The organism is Klebsiella sp. JB_Kp004, from assembly GCF_040065795.1.
Classification (GTDB): Bacteria; Pseudomonadota; Gammaproteobacteria; order Enterobacterales; family Enterobacteriaceae; genus Klebsiella; species Klebsiella quasipneumoniae.
The window spans coordinates 1-17,479 of the sequence record NZ_JBEAKW010000001.1 but is presented as its reverse complement, the minus strand read 5'-3'; the positions used below and the strand labels follow the sequence as shown (position 1 = coordinate 17,479).

Genomic DNA, 17,479 nt, shown 5'->3' with positions numbered 1-17,479 from the left:
GGCGACGATGAGAAAACGACTGTTAACCGCGGCGCTGGCGCTGACTCTGCTCAGCGCGCCCGCGCTGGCGTTGACCCTGAACGAAGCGCGCCAGCAGGGGCGGGTGGGGGAGACGCTGAACGGCTATCTGGCGCCGCTGCGTCAGGATAAAGAGACGCTGGCGCTGGTGAAGCAGATTAACGCCGCGCGCAGTGAAAGCTACCAGCAGCTGGCGGATGACAACAATCTGCCGGTGGATGAGGTAGCGAAAATGGCCGGACAGAAGCTGGTGGCCCGCGCTCAGCCCGGCGAGTACGTCCAGGGGCTGAACGGCCAGTGGCTGCGCAAATAGTTAGCGGCAGCGCTTGCGGTATTCGCCCGGCGAGACGCCGAAGCGCTGCTTAAAGGCGGTGGAGAAATGGCTGTGGTCGCTGAAGCCCCAGCGGTAGCCGATCCCCGCCAGCTTTTCGTCGTCATGGACGTTCTGTAACGCCCGGGCGCACAGATCCAGCCGCCGGTTCTTAATATACTGCGCCACTACCAGCCCTTTGTCGGCAAACAGCCGGTAGAGGCTGCGCACCGACATTCCCGTCTCGCTGGCCAGCCACTCCGGCCTCAGGTGTTCCGACTGAATGGACGCATCGATTAACGCAATGATCTTCTGAAACTGCTGGTCCCGCCGGGACGGGGTCGGCTCGCGCTGGCGCAGCACCGGGCGCAACAGGCAGGCGATCGCGTCCAGCGCCGCCTCACTCTCGCTGGCGGAGAGCGTCGTGCCGCCCATACTCTCCAGCAGCAGGCGCTGACTGAGCTGCACCATCGGCAGAGACTTGTCCAGCCGGCAGGCGGTGGCGATCTCGCCCGTCGGCGCCACCCGCTGGCGCGGCAGCAGCAGCGAAGCCTGACGCGAGGTCTGCTGCCAGACGATAGAGCACGGGCGGGCGGCGTCGATCAGCGTGATATCACCCGCCGCCAGGGTCACCTGGCGATCGTCCTGTTCGATCACCGCTTCGCCGGCGAGCTGAAACACGGTATAGAACCAGGCGTCGTTATCGCGTTTGATCTCATTGCGCGTGCGGTAGAGATTGACGCCGGCGGCGGTGACCGTGCTGACCTTGAGACTGCCGGCGTAGCGGGCGTCAATGTCGCCGTGAAAGCGTCCCTCCAGCGGCCGGGCGGCGAAATGGCCGCAGACCTGATTGATCGTCGCCAGCCAGCGCTGGTAGGCCAGCCCCCCCTCAGCCGTGGTCATCATTCGCCGTTCTCCTGTAATAATAATGTTTCTGCATTGTTGCATTTATGCCGCCTCAGGCAAGGGCGCGATGGCGGGTATATGAAAGAACTATTACCTGCGGCACATTTCTGTCAGGGCAGGCGACGGAATTGCGGCGACTGTCACAGCGGCGCAAACGATTGTCACAGAGAAAAAAGCGCCAGCCGCCAACCGGACATAGACTGAAAGCACTATCCGCGAAGAATAAGGAAAGGGTATGTCCACCTCTCAGATAGCGCTGCTTGCCAGCGTCCAGCAGTTTTTAGACCGTCAGCATGGCCTGTATATCGACGGCGCTCCCTGCGCCGCGCAGAGCGAAAACCGGTTAACCGTCTGGGATCCGGCCACCGGGCAGGCGATCGCCACCACCGCCGACGCCAGCCCGGCGGATGTCGACCGGGCGGTGATGTCCGCCTGGCGCGCCTTCGTCGATCGCCGCTGGGCCGGTCGCACCCCGGCCGACCGTGAGCGCATCCTGCTGCGCTTTGCCGATCTGGTGGAGGCGCACGGTGAGGAGCTGGCGCAGCTGGAGACCCTTGAGCAGGGTAAATCCATCGCCATCTCCCGCGCCTTCGAGGTCGGCTGCACCCTGAACTGGATGCGCTACACCGCGGGGCTGACCACCAAAATCAGCGGCCGGACGCTGGACGTCTCGATCCCGTTCCCGCAAGGGGCCCGTTACCAGGCGTGGACCAAAAAAGAGCCGGTGGGGGTCGTGGCGGGCATCGTTCCGTGGAATTTCCCGCTGATGATCGGTATGTGGAAGGTGATGCCGGCGCTGGCGGCGGGCTGTTCGATCGTCATCAAACCCTCGGAAACCACCCCGCTGACCCTGCTGCGGGTGGCGGAGCTGGCGACCCAGGCGGGCATTCCTGACGGGGTGTTCAACGTGGTCACCGGCAGCGGCGCCGGCTGCGGCGCGGCGCTGACCTCACATCCGCAGGTGGCGAAGGTGAGCTTTACCGGCTCGACGGCCACCGGGAAACAGATTGCGCGGGTGGCCGCCGACCGACTGACCCGCGTGACGCTGGAGCTGGGGGGCAAGAACCCGGCGATTGTGCTCAAAGACGCCGATCCCCAGTGGGTCATTGAGGGGCTGATGACCGGCAGCTTCCTCAACCAGGGACAGGTCTGCGCCGCCAGTTCGCGGATCTACATTGAAGCGCCGCTGTTTGACACCCTGGTCAGCGGTTTCGAGCAGGCGGTGAAATCGCTGCAGGTGGGACCGGGGATGCAGGAGACGGCGCAGATCAACCCGGTGGTCTCCCGGGCCCACTGCGACAAGGTGGCGGCCTACCTCGAAGAGGCCCGCCAGCAGAAGGCGGAGCTTATCAGCGGCAGCGCCGGGCCGGATGCCGGGGGGTACTATATTCCGCCGACGCTGGTGGTCAACCCGGACGCCGGGCTGCGCCTTACCCGCGAGGAGGTGTTTGGCCCGGTGGTGAACCTGGTGCGGGTGGCTGACGGCGAGGAGGCGCTGCGCCTGGCCAACGACAGCGATTTCGGCCTGACCGCCAGCGTCTGGACCCGCGACCTGACCCAGGCTCTCAACTATACCGACCGCCTGCAGGCCGGGACGGTATGGGTCAACAGCCATACCCTGATTGACGCCAACCTGCCGTTCGGCGGCATGAAGCAGTCCGGTACCGGTCGCGATTTCGGCCCGGACTGGCTCGACGGCTGGTGCGAAACCAAATCGGTCTGCGTGCGTTACTAGCCCTCCGTCGGGGAAGGCGCATCGCTTTTCCCGACATCCCGCTTGCCGACCTCCGCGCTTTCTCGCTACTGTGGAGGGCAATCTTTGCCCGCGCAGGGCGGTGAATGATGAGGAGGTCTTCGGCATGACAGCATTTCCTGAAGTTGCACTAATTGGTCCCGGCGCCATCGGCACGACTATCGCCGCCGCTCTGTTTGCGGTGGGGAGGGCGCCGGTGGTTTGCGGGCGCACTGCCCATTCGTCGCTGGTGCTGCGCACTGATGAGGGTGAGATCGTGGTGCCCGGCCCGGTGCTCACCGACCCGACGGCGATAGCCGCCCCCTTCGACCTGGTGTTTGTCGCGGTGAAGGCCACCCAGACGGAGGCCATCGCCCCCTGGCTGACGGCTCTGTGTTCGCCGGACACCGTGGTATGCGTGCTGCAAAACGGCGTCGAGCAGCGCCAGCAGTTTGCCCCTTTGACCGGCGGCGCGACGGTGCTGCCGTCGGTGGTCTGGTTTCCGGCGCAGCGCGACGCCGATGCTTCCGTCTGGCTGCGCGCCGCGCCGCGACTGACGCTGCCGGACCTGCCGGGGGCGGAGCGGGTGCAGCAGGCACTGGCGGGAACCCGCTGCGCGGTGGAGCTGGCGGCCGATTTTACCACCGTGGCCTGGCGTAAACTGCTGCAGAACGCCGTCGCCGGACTGATGGTGCTGACCGGACGACGCGCCGGGATGTTCGCCCGGGAGGAGATCACCGCTCTCGGACTGGCCTATTTGCGCGAATGCCTGCAGGTGGCGCGGGCGGAAGGGGCCGTCCTGAGCGACAGCGTGCCGGAGGAGATCATCGCCGGTTTTCATCGGGCGCCTGCCGACCTGAGCACCTCTATTCTGATCGATCGCCTGCATGGCCGACCGCTGGAGTGGGATATTCGTAACGGGGTGGTGCAGCGTCGCGGGCGTCAGCACGGCATACCGACGCCGCTCAGCGATATCATCGTGCCGCTGCTGGCGGCGGCCAGCGACGGCCCGGGCTGACCCGGGCTGGCGCGGGGTTAGTCCACCAGGGAGGGATCGAGGTCGATCATCAACTGCTTCATCTCGGCAAAGTGCTGCCGGGAGAAATCGGCAATCTTCTCCCAGTCCTGGGCGGTTTTTTCCGCCACCGCGTCTGACAGCACCTTCAGCGGCTGGCCGGTTGACCAGGCGGTGATCAGGATCTGACAGGCGCGCTCCAGGGTCCAGATATCGTCGAACGCTTCGCCGATGGTCGGGGCGGTCACCAGCACCCCGTGGTTGCCCATCAGCAGACGGCGTTTATCCGCCAGCAGCCCCGCCAGCCGGGCCCCTTCTGCCGCGGTGTCCGCCATCCCGCCGTACAGCGTATCGACGGCGACCCGGTTAAAATAGCGGGCCGTGTTCTGGTCGATGGGCAGGATCTGCGGCGTCGCCAGACAGGCGAGGCTGGTGGTGTACACCGGGTGCAGATGCAGCACCACCCGCACGTCCGGCAGCCGCTGATGGATTTGCCCGTGAATAGCCCACGCGGTGGCATCGACGTCAGGGCGCGCGGCGCAGCTTTCATCATCGGCGTTCAGCACCAGCAGATCGCTGGCGCGGATGCGCGAAAAGTGTTTCCACTTCGGGTTCAGTAAAAACGTCTTCCCGTCGGCGGAGAGCGCGGCGCTGAAATGGTTGGCCACCGCCTCATGCATGCCAAGATGGGCAATGATGCGAAAGGTGGCCGCCAGGTCGATGCGGATCTGCTCTTCATCGGTATCGCGCATGGGCATTACTCCGCTTTTGGCATCAGGGTCTGCAGATCCTCTGCCGTCGGCGCCTGGAAGTGATATTTCTTCAGCAGGGCGGCGTATTCCGGCGTCGTGCTGTATTTTTTCAGCGCCTCTTCAAGGGCGGTTTTCACCTCAGTGTTGCCTTTTTTAACGCCAAAGCCGTTCAGCACCGGATAGATCAGGGTGTCAGAGGCGATCACCACCCGGTCGCCCAGCTTTTCCACCACTCCGCGCGCCACGGCGGCGTCGGTGATCTGCGCATCCACTGCGCGCGACAGCAGCGCCTGGGTGGTCTGCGGGTCGGTGGTATAGACGCTCAGCGCAATCGGCTTCAGCCCCTTCTTCACGCAGTAGTCGGCGGAAAGCTTCTGCAACTGCGCCAGCCACGAGGTGGCGCCCATCGAGCCGATTTTATGCCCGCAGAAGTCTTCCGGGGTCTTTGGCTGATAGTCGCTCCCTTTACGGGCGAGGATCGCTTCCCCGCTTTTCAGGTACGGCACCATGTCGATCACCTTCAGGCGCTCGGCGGTAATGTACATCGACGAGTTGGTGATATCGAAGCGCCCGCCCTGCAGCCCGGGGATCAGGTTGGGGAAGCGGGTATCGATATTCACCGCCTCGCGGCCCATGCTCTTCGCCAGGCCGTCGAGCAGTTCAATATCAAACCCCGCCGGCTTATTGTTCTCCATATACTCGTAAGGGAAAAAGGTCATGTCCGAACCGGCGGTGATCTTGCCGCTTTGCTGGAAGGCCAGCGCGTTCAGGGATGTCAGAGCCCCCGCTGCGCAGAGCAGCAGAGCCAGCGGGCGTGGTGCGAAAAAGCGTGTCATAAAACCTCCGGAGTGTGGGCGAATTACATGCTGGCGCGATCGGCACCGGCCTGCTGAACAAAAAACGAAGCGCCGCGCGGCTTCTGCGGCAGACGAAGCTGGTTATCGGTGCTGCGCACCAGACCGCTCTCTTCCCCGGCCACCAGCTGGCCGGCATGGCGGCTCGGCAGCGGGTTTTCGCCGAAGGGCAGCGCATCCTCGGCGGCGTAGACGCTGATGAACAGGGTGCGCGGCAGGGCGGTTTCGTTGGGGCTGGAGGCGTGCAGCAGGCGGGTATGCATAAAGCAGACTGAGCCCGCCGGGCCAAAACAGGCCTGCGGCTGCTGGCAGTGAGTCGTCACCACCTCGTCATCCACCGCTCCGGTGAAGCGCCCCTCCTGCCAGTGGGACCACAGCGGCCCCTGATGGCTGCCCGGCACCACGTTGAGCGGGCCATTCTCCGGCGTCACCTCGCTGACCATCAGCAGGGCGGTGATGATGTCGTCATTACTGTGCGGGGTGAAGAGGAAATCCTGATGCCATTTCACCTCGGTGGCGGTGTGCGGCAGCTTGGAGTTAATTTTGCTGTGGTGAAAGCGGGTGCCGCTGCCGCCGATCAGCTGCGCGGCGATGGTCGCCATCCGCGAGTTGAGCGCAGTATGGCGATAGGCCTCGGAGATCTCCGTCGGGGAGGCGACCCGGCGCAGCGACGGATGGTCGGGAGCATGGTCGCGCTCAATATCGAAGCGCGGCCGCCCGTCGAGGGTTTCCCCCCACGCCGACGCGTGGCGGCGGCTCTCCTCGACCCAGCCGTCAAAATCGCTCTGCAGAGTGGCGATGTCGGCGGCGGAAAGCACCCCTTCGACCACCAGATAACCCTGCTGATGAAACTGCTCAATTTGCCACTGCGCAATCATAGTTTTTCCTCTTCACGTCCCGATAGTTAAGCCAGAGAAACATCTTTCAGAAAGGCCTCGACCCGCGGGTGTTGCCCGCTGCGCATCGCCTGCGGCGTGTCATCGCACACCACCCGGCCTTTCTCCATAAACACGATCCGGTCAGACACTTTGAAGGCGAAGTTCATCTCGTGGGTGACGATGACCATGGTGATGCCTTCATGGGCCAGGGATTCGATAACCTGCAGCACCTCATTCACTTTTTCCGGATCCAGCGCCGAGGTGGGCTCATCGAACAGCATGATCTGCGGACGCATCATCAGGGCGCGGGCGATTGCCACTCGCTGCTGCTGACCGCCGGAGAGCTGGTGCGGATACTTCCAGGCGTGTTCAAGCATGCCCACCTTGTGCAGCAGCTCGCAGGCGTGCTGGCGCAGCTCCGCGTCGCTTGCCAGATGGTGATAGCGCGGGGCCAGCAGCAGATTGCCGAACACGGTCAGATGCGGGAACAGGTTGAAGCTCTGGAACACCATGCCGATATTCAGACGGTGTTCGGCATTCTCCATAAAGCGCGGCTTCTGCTGCCCCTGACGGTCGAGATGAATAAAGGGCTGGCCGTTAATCTGAATTTCGCCGTTGTCGATCTGCTCAAGACCGTTCAGCAGGCGAATGAGGGTGGTTTTTCCCGAGCCCGACGGGCCGATGACCGACACCACTTCGCCGGGCTGGATCTGCAGGCTCACCGCTCCCAGCACTTCGACGTTGTTGTAGGCCTTATGCAGCTTAGAGGCCTGCAGCGCCGGCTCCTGGCCCTGGGAGACGCTGCGCGCCATCGCCGGGCGGCGGGCGGTCGCCAACTGCTGCATCTCGGCATCCACCGGCCGGGCGGTGTCGCGTCGGGTGACATCGAGGTAGTTCTCCAGCCGTTTCAGCAGAAAATCGAACACCGTGACGATAAAGATGTAATAAAACGCCACGGCGGTCATGGTCTCCATGACCAGAAAGTTCTGCGAGTAGAGCTGCTGGCCAACCATCAATATTTCGGTCAGGGAGATCACCGACACCAGCGAACTGAGCTTCACGATGGCGATATACTCATTGGCCAGCGCCGGCAGGGCGACGCGCAGCGCCTGGGGAATGATCACCCGCCACTGGATCCCGGCGTAGCGTAAACCCAGGGCTCGCGCGGCTTCACTCTGCCCGCGGGGGATGGAGAGCAGCCCGCCGCGATGGATCTCGGCGATATAGGCCGCTTCGCTGAGAACCATCGCCAGCAGGCCGGCCCAGAAGGGGTCGTTCAGCACCGGCGCGAAGGAGGGCAGCGCCTGCGGCATGTTGTAGACAAAAATCAGCAGGACCAGCAGCGGCATACTGCGAAATAACCAGATATACAGCCGGGCAGGGGTGGATAACCAGCCGCGCGGCGACTGTTTAGCCAGCGCCAGAATAAATCCGAGCACAATACTGCAGCCCCAGGTCAGCAGACTTAATTTAATGACGGTCCAGGTGGCCCACCAAAAATCGGCATCGCTGAGCAGACTTAACATGTAGTTCCAGTTAAACGTCATGGGCTATTTCACTCGTCATAATTAACCTAAATGAAAGCGGCTCGGCTGTGCATTAATGGGGAGCCGCCGGTGTTCATCGTGCGAATACACTATGCTGGCAGGATGCTTTCAGAGGCAATTAGTAAATTTTTGGTCTTTAAGTTTAAAAAAACTATACAGCGTTATTAACGATATGGAATTTAAAGTGATTATCAGGATACTTTGCGTAAACAATTTAAAAACAATAGCTGTAATTTAATAACGCCATTTTATGCAGACAGGTTATTTTGCGCGAAACTGGGGCGACCGCTGCCTGCTCAATGTGCAGCGTGATGCATGATGGTGCAAACGGGGAAATAAACCGCGCCGGCGCGGGAGGAGAAAAAATAATATCGCCCCCTGGCGGGCAATGCGCCGCCATTCTTCGCGGGTGGCACGCGGATTGCTTGGGACTTAGAGGAAAACTATTCCCCGCGTGCGCCGGACCATATTTTATCAATGGTGATGCTATGAACCGATTTACCCTGAAGCAGCTCAAATATTTCGTCACCGTGGTGGAGACGGAGAGTATCGCCGAGGCCTCCCGCCAGCTGCACATTGCGCAGCCGTCAATTTCCATTGCCATTAAGAATCTGGAGAGCACCTTCGACCAGCAGCTGTTTATTCGCCACCACGCGCAGGGCGTCTCGCTCACCTCCAGCGGTCGGCGGATCTACGATAAAGCGAAGGAGCTGCTGCGCCTGTCGTGGGAATTTGAGCAGAATTCGCGAGCGGATAAAGAGCTGGTTTCTGGCATGATCTCCATCGGTTGCTTTGAGTCGGTGGCCCCGCTGTATATGCCGAAGCTGGTGGCCGGGTTTAAGAAATGCTATCCGGAAATTACGCTGCATCTGTATGACGGCGAACAGCATGAGCTGATGCATGGCCTGCACCGCGGCCGCTTCGACCTGGCGCTGGTCTACGATCTGGAGCTCGGCCACTCGATCAATAAAGAGCGGCTTAATGCTCCGCATAAACCCTACGCGCTGCTGCCCGCCGCGCATCCGCTGGCGCAAAAGGCGCAGGTGACGCTGCAGGAGCTGAGTCGCGAGCCGATGATCCTCCTCGACGCGGTCCCGAGTAAAAATTATTTCATCTCCATCTTTAAGGAAAAGGGCTATCACCCGGAAGTGGCTTACAGCTCCCCCTCTATCGAAATGGTGCGCTGTATGGTCGGCCAGGGGCTCGGTTTTTCGGTGCTGGTCACCCGGCCCTGCTGCGATATGACCTACGATGGCGAAAGGGTGGTGCAGCGGGATATTGCCGACGACATGCCCGCCTCAACCTTAATTATGGCGCACCTCGCTAATAATGAGCCGACGCGGCCGACGCAACTGTTTATGGATTATTGTCGCAGTATCGAATTAACCCCCTCTCACGGCTGAAATAATGCCTGTCGATCCGGCAGGCGTTATTTTTCTGTCGTCACTCAGCCTCGTAAAATTCTATTCAGTCGATCGTTTTATAATATTTTACCAATTCGTCACAGTTAAATAACCTGAAAGCCGTCAATTCCGGCGACCTCGTCGGCAACTGTGCTTGAAGGATAGAGAAATGACTGAACAGATAACCGAGATCGATACCCTGGTGGTCGGCGCGGGGCAGGCGGGCGTCGCCATGAGCGAGCATCTGACCCGGCTGGATATCCCCCATCTGGTGCTGGAGAAACAGGGTATTGCCCAGGCCTGGCGCAGCGGGCGCTGGGATTCGCTGGTGGCCAACGGCCCGGCCTGGCACGATCGGTTTCCGGGGATGGTGTTCCCTGACTGCCCGCCGGACAGCTTTGTCGGCAAAGAGCAGGTTGCGGACTATTTTGCCGCCTATGCCCGCAGCTTCAATGCGCCGATCCGCACCGGGGTGGAAGTGTACAGCGCCGAACGCCTCGCCGGGCGGCCGGGCTTTCGTGTCGACACCTCCGAGGGGGTAATTGAGGCGCAGCGGATCGTGGCGGCTACCGGACCCTTTCAGCGCCCGACGATCCCGGCCATCGCCCCGCAGAGTGAGGCTATTCAGCAGCTCCATTCGGCGCACTATTTTAATCCGCAGCAGCTGCCGGAGGGCGGCGTGCTGGTGGTGGGGGCCGGATCCTCCGGCGTGCAGATTGCTGATGAGCTACAGCGTGCCGGACGCGCGGTGTGGCTGTCGGTGGGGGCGCACGACCGGCCGCCGCGTCGCTATCGCCAGCGCGATTTTTGCTGGTGGCTCGGCGTGCTGGGGATGTGGGACGCTGCGGCCAATGCGCCGGGGAAAGAGCATGTCACTATCGCGGTGAGCGGCGCGCGCGGCGGCCATACCGTCGATTTTCGCCAGCTGGCGCATCAGGGGGTCACCCTGGTGGGGCAGACTCGCGGCTTTGACGGCGCCAGGGCACTGTTCCACCCCGACCTGGCCGAGAATATCCGCCGCGGCGATGCCTCCTATCTTGCGCTGCTCGACGCCGCCGACGACTGGGTCGCGCGCAACGGTTTGGAGCTGCCCGAAGAGCCCTCCGCCCGTGATTTTCTGCCCGACCCGGCCTGCGTCAGCGACCCGCTGCTTAGCCTCGACCTGGCCGAGGCCGGGATCGGCGCCATCATCTGGGCGACCGGGTATACCACCGATTATCGCTGGCTGAAGGTCAACGCCTTCGATGACGCGCAGCGGCCGCAGCATCACCGCGGCGTGTCGACGGAGCCGGGGGTCTATTTCCTCGGCCTGCCGTGGCTGTCGCGGCGCGGGTCCACCTTTATCTGGGGCGTCTGGCACGATGCCAAATATATTGCCGACCAGATCGCCATTCAGCGCCAGTATCAGCGCTACCAGCCGTCCTGATAACCGATTCCTGAAGGAGTGCTTTGATGCCAACCCATACCCGTATTCGCATGTTTAACACCAAAGAGACCTACCCAAACCAGGCGCTGAATAACGATCTGTGCCAGGCGGTGCGGGCGGGGAATACCGTCTACGTTCGCGGCCAGGTCGGCACCGATTTCGCCGGCAACCTGATCGGCCTCGGCGACCCGCGGGCCCAGGCGGAGCAGGCGATGAAGAATGTCGAACAGCTGCTGAAAGAGGCCGGCAGCGACCTCTCGCATATCGTCAAGACCACCACTTATCTGATCGACCCCCGCTATCGCGAGCCGGTCTATCAGGAGGTGGGCAAATGGTTGCAAGGGGTCTTCCCCATCTCCACCGGGGTGGTGGTGTCGGCCCTGGCGCAGCCGCAGTGGCTGATGGAGATTGACGTCACGGCGGTGATCCCCGACGACTGGCAGGGGGAGGCGGCAGAATGACCCTCTCCCTTACCGCCCGCTGCCCGGAAACGGGTCAGTTGGGCATCGCCATTAGTTCATCGAGCATGGCCGTCGGGTCGCGCTGTCCGTGGCTGCTGCCCGGCGTGGGGGCGGTTTCCAGTCAGAATATTACCCTGCCGTCGCTGGGGCCGCAGATCCTCAGCGCGATCGAGGCGGGGGCCAGCGTTGAGCAGGCCATGAAGCAGGCTCTGGCGGAGGATCGCTTCCGCGAATATCGCCAGGTCGCGGCGATTGACGCCAACGGCGACACAGCGGTGTTCAGTGGGGAGTTCACCCTCGGGATCGGCGGCGCCCTGGCGGGGGATAACTGCGTGGCGGCGGGCAATATGCTGGCCAGTCAGGGCGTGATCGCCGCGATGGTGGGCGCCTTTGAGGCCGCCACCGGTGAGCTGGCCAGTCGGCTGCTGGCCGGGCTGCGCGCCGGGATCGTCGCCGGGGGCGAGGCCGGCCCGGTCCACTCGGCGGCGGTGAAGGTGGTGGATGATTACCCATGGCCGGTGGTCGACCTGCGCATTGACTGGGCGGAGGCGGATCCGCTGGCGGCCCTTGAGCAGCTGTGGCTGGCGTGGGAGCCGCAAATGGAGGCCTATATTACCCGGGCGCTCGACCCGCGCGAGGCGCCGGCCTATGGCGTGCCTGGCGATGAATAACACGCCGGGAGCGATCCTTGCCGCGCTGCTGGCCTTTGATACCACCAGCCGCCATTCGAACCTGGCGATGATCGACTGGATCGCCGATTTTCTCGCCGCCCGCGGCGTGGCGTCCCGCCGCTTTTATGACCCGTCGGGCGGTAAGGCCAATCTCTACGCCCGCCTGGGGCCGTCCGGCGGCGGCGGGGTGATGCTCTCGGGCCACACCGACGTGGTCCCGGTGGACGGGCAGGACTGGAGCGTGCCGCCGTTTAGCCTGACCGAGCGCGAGGGCCGCTACTACGGCCGCGGCAGCGCCGATATGAAGGGCTTTCTCGCCTGCGTGCTGGCGGCAGTGGATGACTTTCTGGCGGCGCCGCTGCGCATGCCATTGCATCTGGCCTTCTCCTATGATGAAGAGGTCGGCTGTCTCGGCGTGCGCAGCCTGGTGGCGTTTCTGCAGGCCTCGCCGGAGAAACCGGCGCTGTGCCTCATCGGCGAGCCGACGGAGATGCAGCCGGTGTTCGGTCATAAAGGCAAACTGGCCATGCGCTGCTGCATCGAGGGCCAGGCCTGCCATTCGGCCTATGCCCCACAGGGCGTGAACGCCATCCGCTACGCGGCCAGGCTGATTAACCGCCTGGATCGGCTGGGCGCGCGTCTGGCCCGGCAGCAGGACAGCCGCTTCTCGCCGCCCTTCAGCACTCTGCAGGTGGGCACCATTCAGGGCGGCGCCGCGCTGAACATCGTCCCGCAGTCCTGCCGCTTTGATTTTGAGATCCGCTACCTGCCGGGGATGCGCCCCGAAGCGGTCACCGAGGCGCTGGCGGCCTACGCCCGCCGCCGGCTGCTGCCGGAGATGCGCCGGGTCGGCGGTGAGAGCGACATCCAGTTTCAGCTATTGAGCCACTACCCGCCGCTGCTCAGCGATCCGCAGTCCGACTTCGCCCGCTGGCTGGCGCAGTGGTGCGGCAGCGATCGGTTTTCTACCGTGGCGTTCGGCACCGAAGGGGGGCTGTTCGATGAGATGGGCGTCGCGACCCTGGTCTGCGGGCCGGGCAGCATGGCCCAGGGCCATAAGGCCGATGAGTACGTCAGCATCGACCAGACCGAACGCTGTATGACGATGCTGGGCCAGCTGCGCGCCTGGATGCGCGCCGAGCCCGCAGAACCGCTTACCTGATCCACCCACACAGGAACCCAAGCGATGCACAACCAACACTCTCCCCATATCGATCAAGCGACTGTCGACCGCTGGCAGGCGGATGGCGTGGTATTACTGAAGGGCGTTTTTACCCCCTGGGTTGAGCGCCTCGCCGAGGGGGTCACGGCGCTGATGGCCAGCCCCAGCGAATATGGTCATGCGCGCACGGTGATCCCCAAAGATGGTTCGCCGCCTTTTTTTCAGGATTACTGTAACTGGTCGCGGATCCCGGCGTTTAGCGAGTTTGTTTTCCAGTCGGCCGCCGCCGAAATCGCCGCGGCGCTGATGCAGTCGCAGACGGCGAAATTTTTCCATGAGCATACGCTGGTCAAACCCGCCGGGGGCAGCACGGTCACCCCCTGGCATCATGACCAGCCTTACTATTGCGTCTCCGGCCGGCAGAATGTCAGCTTCTGGATCCCGCTGGACCCGGTAGCGGAGGCCACCTCGCTGCGCTGCATTCGCGGGTCGCATCGCTGGGAGGCGGAGTACAGTCCCACCCGCTTCAATGGCACAAAGCTCTACGAACACACCCGGTTCAGCGCGCTGCCGGATATCGACGCCCATGAGGATGAGTACGATATCGTCAGCTGGGCGCTGGAGCCGGGGGACGCGGTGGCCTTCCATTTTCGCACCGTCCATGGCGCCCGCGGCAACCCCGGGGCGCGGGCGCGACGGGTCTTCTCCGCCCGCTGGGTGGGGGATGACGCCGCGTTTGCCGACCGCGGCGGCGTGACCTCGCCGCCGTTCCCCGAACTGACTCTGCGGGACGGCGACCCGCTGGATTCGCCACTGTTCCCCCAGGTCTGGCCACCGGCGTAAGCGGCTGCGGACGGGATCTGCTATGATCCCGCCTTTCGTTGTCTGGAGCCTGTCGATGTTCAATGACGCCATTGTTTATGACCGCTACGGGCCGCCGGCCGCGGTGCTATCGCTGAAACGCACCCCGCTGGCGCCGCTGGCCGGCGGACGGGTGCGGGTCAGGATGCGCTATGCCCCGGTGAATCCCTCAGATCTGATCCCCATTACCGGCGCCTATCGCCACCGTACCCGACTGCCGGCCGTGCCCGGCTACGAAGGCCTTGGCGAGGTGGTCGCCGCGCCGTTCGGCAGCCGACTGACCGCGGGCCAGCGGGTGCTGCCCCTGCGCGGGGGCGGCACCTGGCAGCGGTTTATCGATCTGGATGAGACCTGGCTGGTGCCGGTTCCCGCGGTGGTGGACGATCTGCTGGCCGCCCGCGGGTATATCAATCCGCTGACCGCGATGCTGATGCTCAGACGCTGGCCGGTTGCCGGGAAACAGATCGTGCTGACCGCCGCCGCCTCCTCTTGCGCCAGCCTGCTGGGGCAGTGGGCGCTGGCCATGGGCGCCCGTTCGGTAAGCGGGATTATTCGCTCGCCGCAGCATCGGGCGCGTCTGGAGCAGGCCGGGATCTATCCGATCCTTGAGGCCGACCGGGCGCTGGTGGAGAAGGTCAGTCAGCACAGCGATCTGGTGTTTGACGCGGTGGGCGGGGAGCTGGGGAACACGCTGTTGTCGGTGCTGCCCGCGTCGTCAACCCTGATCTCCTATGGCTTATTATCCGGACGGCCGCTGATCCAGACGCGCGCCAGCGCGGCGGTGCGCAAGTTTCATCTGCGGGAGGCGCTGCCTGGCCTCAGCGTGGCGGCATGGCGGGCGGCCTTCGACGAGATCTGGCAGCGGCTGCCGACGACCACGCAACCGCCGGCCCGGCGGGTGGCGTTGAACGACTGGCGGGAGGCGATTGCCGCCGCCGGCCAGCCGGGAAGAGGCGGTAAAATCCTGCTCGATTTCACCGTGGGTTAAGATTACTGTTTCTTCTCGCCGAGGGTCGGCGTTTCGTCAAAGAAGTTCCATGGCTTCAGCAGGGCGTGCGCCCATTCGGTTGGCATGATCGGCCACTCTTCAGCGCGCGCCACGTGGGTGGTGCCGGTGGTGATCCACACCACGTCATCCTGGTGCGCCAGCGACTCATCGTCCTTCGCATACTGGCCTAACCCGGTATCGTGAGCGGAGCGGTTGGGGTATTTGCCTTCCGGATAGCGTTCGCTCGGGTGGTAGCGCGTCACCCACAGCTGTTTATCCATAAAGCTCAGACGATGGTAGATCCACTCGTCCGGGGCGAATTTTGCGCCGGTCGCCGCCGGATGGGTGCCGCCGGCGTAAGGGATGATCTGGTAAGAGACCGGGTTGCCCATGCGGTTCTCTTTGCTGGTGTTGCTCAGCAGGCGAATCGTGCCCGGGTCGAATTTCTGCGCCGCTTTCTGTTCGCTGTCGATCGTGTACTGATTCACCTGCATGGTGCTGGTGCGCGGGCCGCCGGCGGTGTTGGGCTTCACCTCCGGGTCCATCGCCACCAGGGTGTTGTTTTCGCCGTCCACGTCGAGGTCGAGGCGGAAGTTATAGATATGCTGGTGGGTGGTGCCGACAATATTATGGTCGATCAGCGTTCCGTAGCGGGTATCCTCTTTGGCGCTAGGGTCGTGCATGGTCTTCGCCAGCACGCCTTTCACCGCCTCAATCCCGGTGGCGCCGGCGTCGATACCGATGGTGCCGTTGTCGTGGAATACCCAGTCAAAGATATAGTCGTAGTTGCCGACGGTGCTGATCCAGCGCACCACCAGCTCCCGGCGCTCGGTACTGACGTTGGGCTTGCCCATCTCCAGGTGCTTATATTCCGGCCCGGCGTAGCGCTCGAAGATGGCGACAGCGTGCGGGATGGTGGTCGGCGCGCCGGTGTAGTCGGCTATGGTTTCATCCAGCAGCACCGCATTCGACGGCGCGTCTTTGCCGCGTACAATCGGCGAGGTCAGGGTGCCCATGCCGTAATCGCCGGAGTCCAGATAGGCTTTGAAATACCAGCCGACGTCCGGGTCGCCGTAGGGGACAATCATCCCGCCAAGGGAACCTTCATACATCACCTGGCGTTTTTTGCCGTTATCGTTGTAGGTCACCGTCGAGAGGATGGGCCCGACGCGCGAGTTAAGACGCAGGTGGAAATCCCAGTTCCGCCAGTGAATGGTATCCCCGGTAATGGTGTAGTTTTTGCCTTCCGGTTCAGTAATATCCAGCGGTTTCACTGCCGGGGCGTTGCGGTCCCGGCCATCATACGGCCGCGGTTCCATCGGCACCGGGATCACCGGGCCTTCCTCGATTTTGATGATTTTCTTCGCTTCCAGGTCGACCACCGCCACCAGGTTTTCAATCGGGTGCGCCCAGTAGTTGCCGTCGCCGGTATCGAGATAGCTGACCACCTTCAGCAGGCGCGCATCCTGCTGCAGGCCATCTTTGCCATCGAAGTAGCCAACGGTGAGCGGGGTGGTGACCACTTTACCAGGATCGGTAATCCCGTGCTTTTTCAGCACCGCCGCGAATTCACTGCTGGCGTTGATGATGTTCTGCACGCTGGCGAAATCATCGAGCAGCACCATGCCGTGGGCACCTTTGATCGGCGTCCATGAGAGGATTTTTTTGTGTTGCAGATCGACCACGGCCTCCATCACCTGTTTGCCATCCAGCATCACCACATCGGCAGTGCGCGGCGCATCCACCGGCGTGCCCTGCAGGGCGAAGGCCCATACCGCCGCTTTATCCGGCTCATGCAGGGAAATTTCGCTAAACCGGGTATTAGGCTGGAATTCCGGCGCGGCTTTGACAATGGTCACCGCGTCGCTGATTTCCGCTGCCGAGAGCGAGTTTAATGGGTGAGGGCGCTTTTCCACCTGGAAGGTCTGGTCGAGACCGGACTGGAACACGTCGTTGATAAAGGTATCGGAGACCCAGGCTTTACCGTCCTTCATCACCACCGGCACCGGCAGATCAAGGGTTTTGCCGTTGACGATCGCGGTTTTAGCGCCGGGCTTCACTTTGACGTAAGCGCCGTCTTTTATCAGGGTAAACATTTGCGCATAGTCGTCCCACTGCACGTCAGCGCCAAACGCCTCCAGCGTTTTATCCAGTGGCACCATGTGCGCTTCGCTGCCGTGAGCGAAGACCGGGGATTGCCAGGCGCAAACCACCGCCACGGCCAGCGCCAGCGCGGTTTTACGAGGGGAAAATTTCAAGCCGTTTGCCATGATGACCTCATCTTATAGTTGTGTTGTCTTTTGCCGCTGCGAATGTCGGCTTTGTCACCCTTAAGCTACCAGCCCGCGGCGCCGGGGCGTTTGTTTGCTCTTGCCAGGTTATTTGTCAGGTTTGCCAGACGGACGTAAAAAATGCCTCCGCAGAGGCATGGAGCACGTGCGCCGATTTTGTGCCGGGTGGCGGCTGCGCCTTACCCGGCCTACCTGTCCGGGTCT

The 17,479-nt window shown here is 63.0% G+C and carries 16 protein-coding genes; 10 read left to right on the top strand and 6 right to left on the bottom strand.

The genetic code is table 11. The annotated features are described in order from the left end of the window. The first annotated feature begins 7 nt into the window (after positions 1–7). Positions 8–331: a YdbL family protein gene (locus ABLX76_RS00080; RefSeq protein WP_023289434.1), complete on the top strand. Its 324-nt coding sequence runs from the start codon at positions 8–10 to the stop codon at positions 329–331. Here the strand turns inward: ABLX76_RS00080 and feaR are convergent, their stop codons facing one another. Further along, a complete protein-coding gene (gene feaR / locus ABLX76_RS00075) occupies positions 332–1,234 on the bottom strand; it encodes a transcriptional regulator FeaR (protein WP_048334936.1) in 903 nt (300 codons plus the stop codon). Between the two features lie 235 nt (positions 1,235–1,469). On the opposite strand from feaR, the gene ABLX76_RS00070 reads away from it, so the two are divergent. Next, a complete protein-coding gene (locus ABLX76_RS00070; RefSeq protein ID WP_023289436.1) occupies positions 1,470–2,969 on the top strand; it encodes an aldehyde dehydrogenase family protein in 1,500 nt (499 codons plus the stop codon). A 124-nt stretch (positions 2,970–3,093) separates the two neighbouring features. After that, positions 3,094–3,984, top strand: a complete 891-nt coding sequence (locus ABLX76_RS00065) for an oxidoreductase (protein ID WP_023289437.1) — start codon at positions 3,094–3,096, stop codon at positions 3,982–3,984. 17 nt (positions 3,985–4,001) lie between these two features. On the opposite strand, the gene ABLX76_RS00060 is transcribed toward ABLX76_RS00065, so the two are convergent. From ABLX76_RS00060 to ABLX76_RS00045, 4 genes are read right to left on the bottom strand one after another with little or no spacing between them, the layout of a single operon-like run. Beyond that, positions 4,002–4,733: a class II aldolase and adducin N-terminal domain-containing protein gene (locus tag ABLX76_RS00060; protein ID WP_032452631.1), complete on the bottom strand. Its 732-nt coding sequence runs from the start codon at positions 4,731–4,733 to the stop codon at positions 4,002–4,004. Between the two features lie 5 nt (positions 4,734–4,738). Then, positions 4,739–5,569, bottom strand: a complete 831-nt coding sequence (locus ABLX76_RS00055) for an ABC transporter substrate-binding protein (protein ID WP_023289439.1) — start codon at positions 5,567–5,569, stop codon at positions 4,739–4,741. Positions 5,570–5,592: 23 nt separating this feature from the next. Next, on the bottom strand, positions 5,593–6,465 hold the full coding sequence (locus ABLX76_RS00050; protein ID WP_065882212.1) for a phytanoyl-CoA dioxygenase family protein: 873 nt from the start codon (positions 6,463–6,465) through the stop codon (positions 5,593–5,595). Between the two features lie 26 nt (positions 6,466–6,491). After that, positions 6,492–8,012 (bottom strand): amino acid ABC transporter permease/ATP-binding protein, encoded by a 1,521-nt coding sequence (locus tag ABLX76_RS00045; RefSeq protein WP_023318097.1) that lies wholly within the window; start codon positions 8,010–8,012, stop codon positions 6,492–6,494. A gap of 488 nt (positions 8,013–8,500) precedes the next feature. Between ABLX76_RS00045 and ABLX76_RS00040 the strand changes: the two genes are divergently transcribed. The 7 genes from ABLX76_RS00040 to ABLX76_RS00010 all read left to right on the top strand — a co-directional run bounded on the left by ABLX76_RS00040 (position 8,501) and on the right by ABLX76_RS00010 (position 14,984). Continuing rightward, complete coding sequence (locus ABLX76_RS00040) at positions 8,501–9,415, top strand: LysR substrate-binding domain-containing protein (protein WP_004204026.1); 915 nt, start codon at positions 8,501–8,503, stop codon at positions 9,413–9,415. 169 nt (positions 9,416–9,584) lie between these two features. Next, positions 9,585–10,841, top strand: a complete 1,257-nt coding sequence (locus tag ABLX76_RS00035) for an NAD(P)/FAD-dependent oxidoreductase (protein ID WP_087827657.1) — start codon at positions 9,585–9,587, stop codon at positions 10,839–10,841. A gap of 26 nt (positions 10,842–10,867) precedes the next feature. Then, positions 10,868–11,302 (top strand): RidA family protein, encoded by a 435-nt coding sequence (locus tag ABLX76_RS00030; protein ID WP_152651252.1) that lies wholly within the window; start codon positions 10,868–10,870, stop codon positions 11,300–11,302. Then, positions 11,299–11,973, top strand: a complete 675-nt coding sequence (locus ABLX76_RS00025; RefSeq protein ID WP_044522615.1) for a DUF1028 domain-containing protein — start codon at positions 11,299–11,301, stop codon at positions 11,971–11,973. The genes ABLX76_RS00030 and ABLX76_RS00025 overlap by 4 nt, the downstream gene beginning before the upstream one ends. Further along, positions 11,966–13,135: an acetylornithine deacetylase gene (gene argE / locus ABLX76_RS00020; protein WP_348873870.1), complete on the top strand. Its 1,170-nt coding sequence runs from the start codon at positions 11,966–11,968 to the stop codon at positions 13,133–13,135. Before ABLX76_RS00025 ends, argE begins: the two co-directional genes overlap by 8 nt. A 24-nt stretch (positions 13,136–13,159) precedes the next feature. Further along, on the top strand, positions 13,160–13,978 hold the full coding sequence (locus ABLX76_RS00015) for a phytanoyl-CoA dioxygenase family protein (protein ID WP_044522619.1): 819 nt from the start codon (positions 13,160–13,162) through the stop codon (positions 13,976–13,978). 22 nt (positions 13,979–14,000) lie between these two features. Next, a complete protein-coding gene (locus ABLX76_RS00010) occupies positions 14,001–14,984 on the top strand; it encodes a zinc-dependent alcohol dehydrogenase family protein (RefSeq protein ID WP_168381050.1) in 984 nt (327 codons plus the stop codon). Positions 14,985–14,986: 2 nt separating this feature from the next. On the opposite strand, the gene tynA is transcribed toward ABLX76_RS00010, so the two are convergent. Further along, positions 14,987–17,254 (bottom strand): primary-amine oxidase, encoded by a 2,268-nt coding sequence (gene tynA, locus ABLX76_RS00005; protein ID WP_087849849.1) that lies wholly within the window; start codon positions 17,252–17,254, stop codon positions 14,987–14,989. Positions 17,255–17,479: the final 225 nt, after the last annotated feature.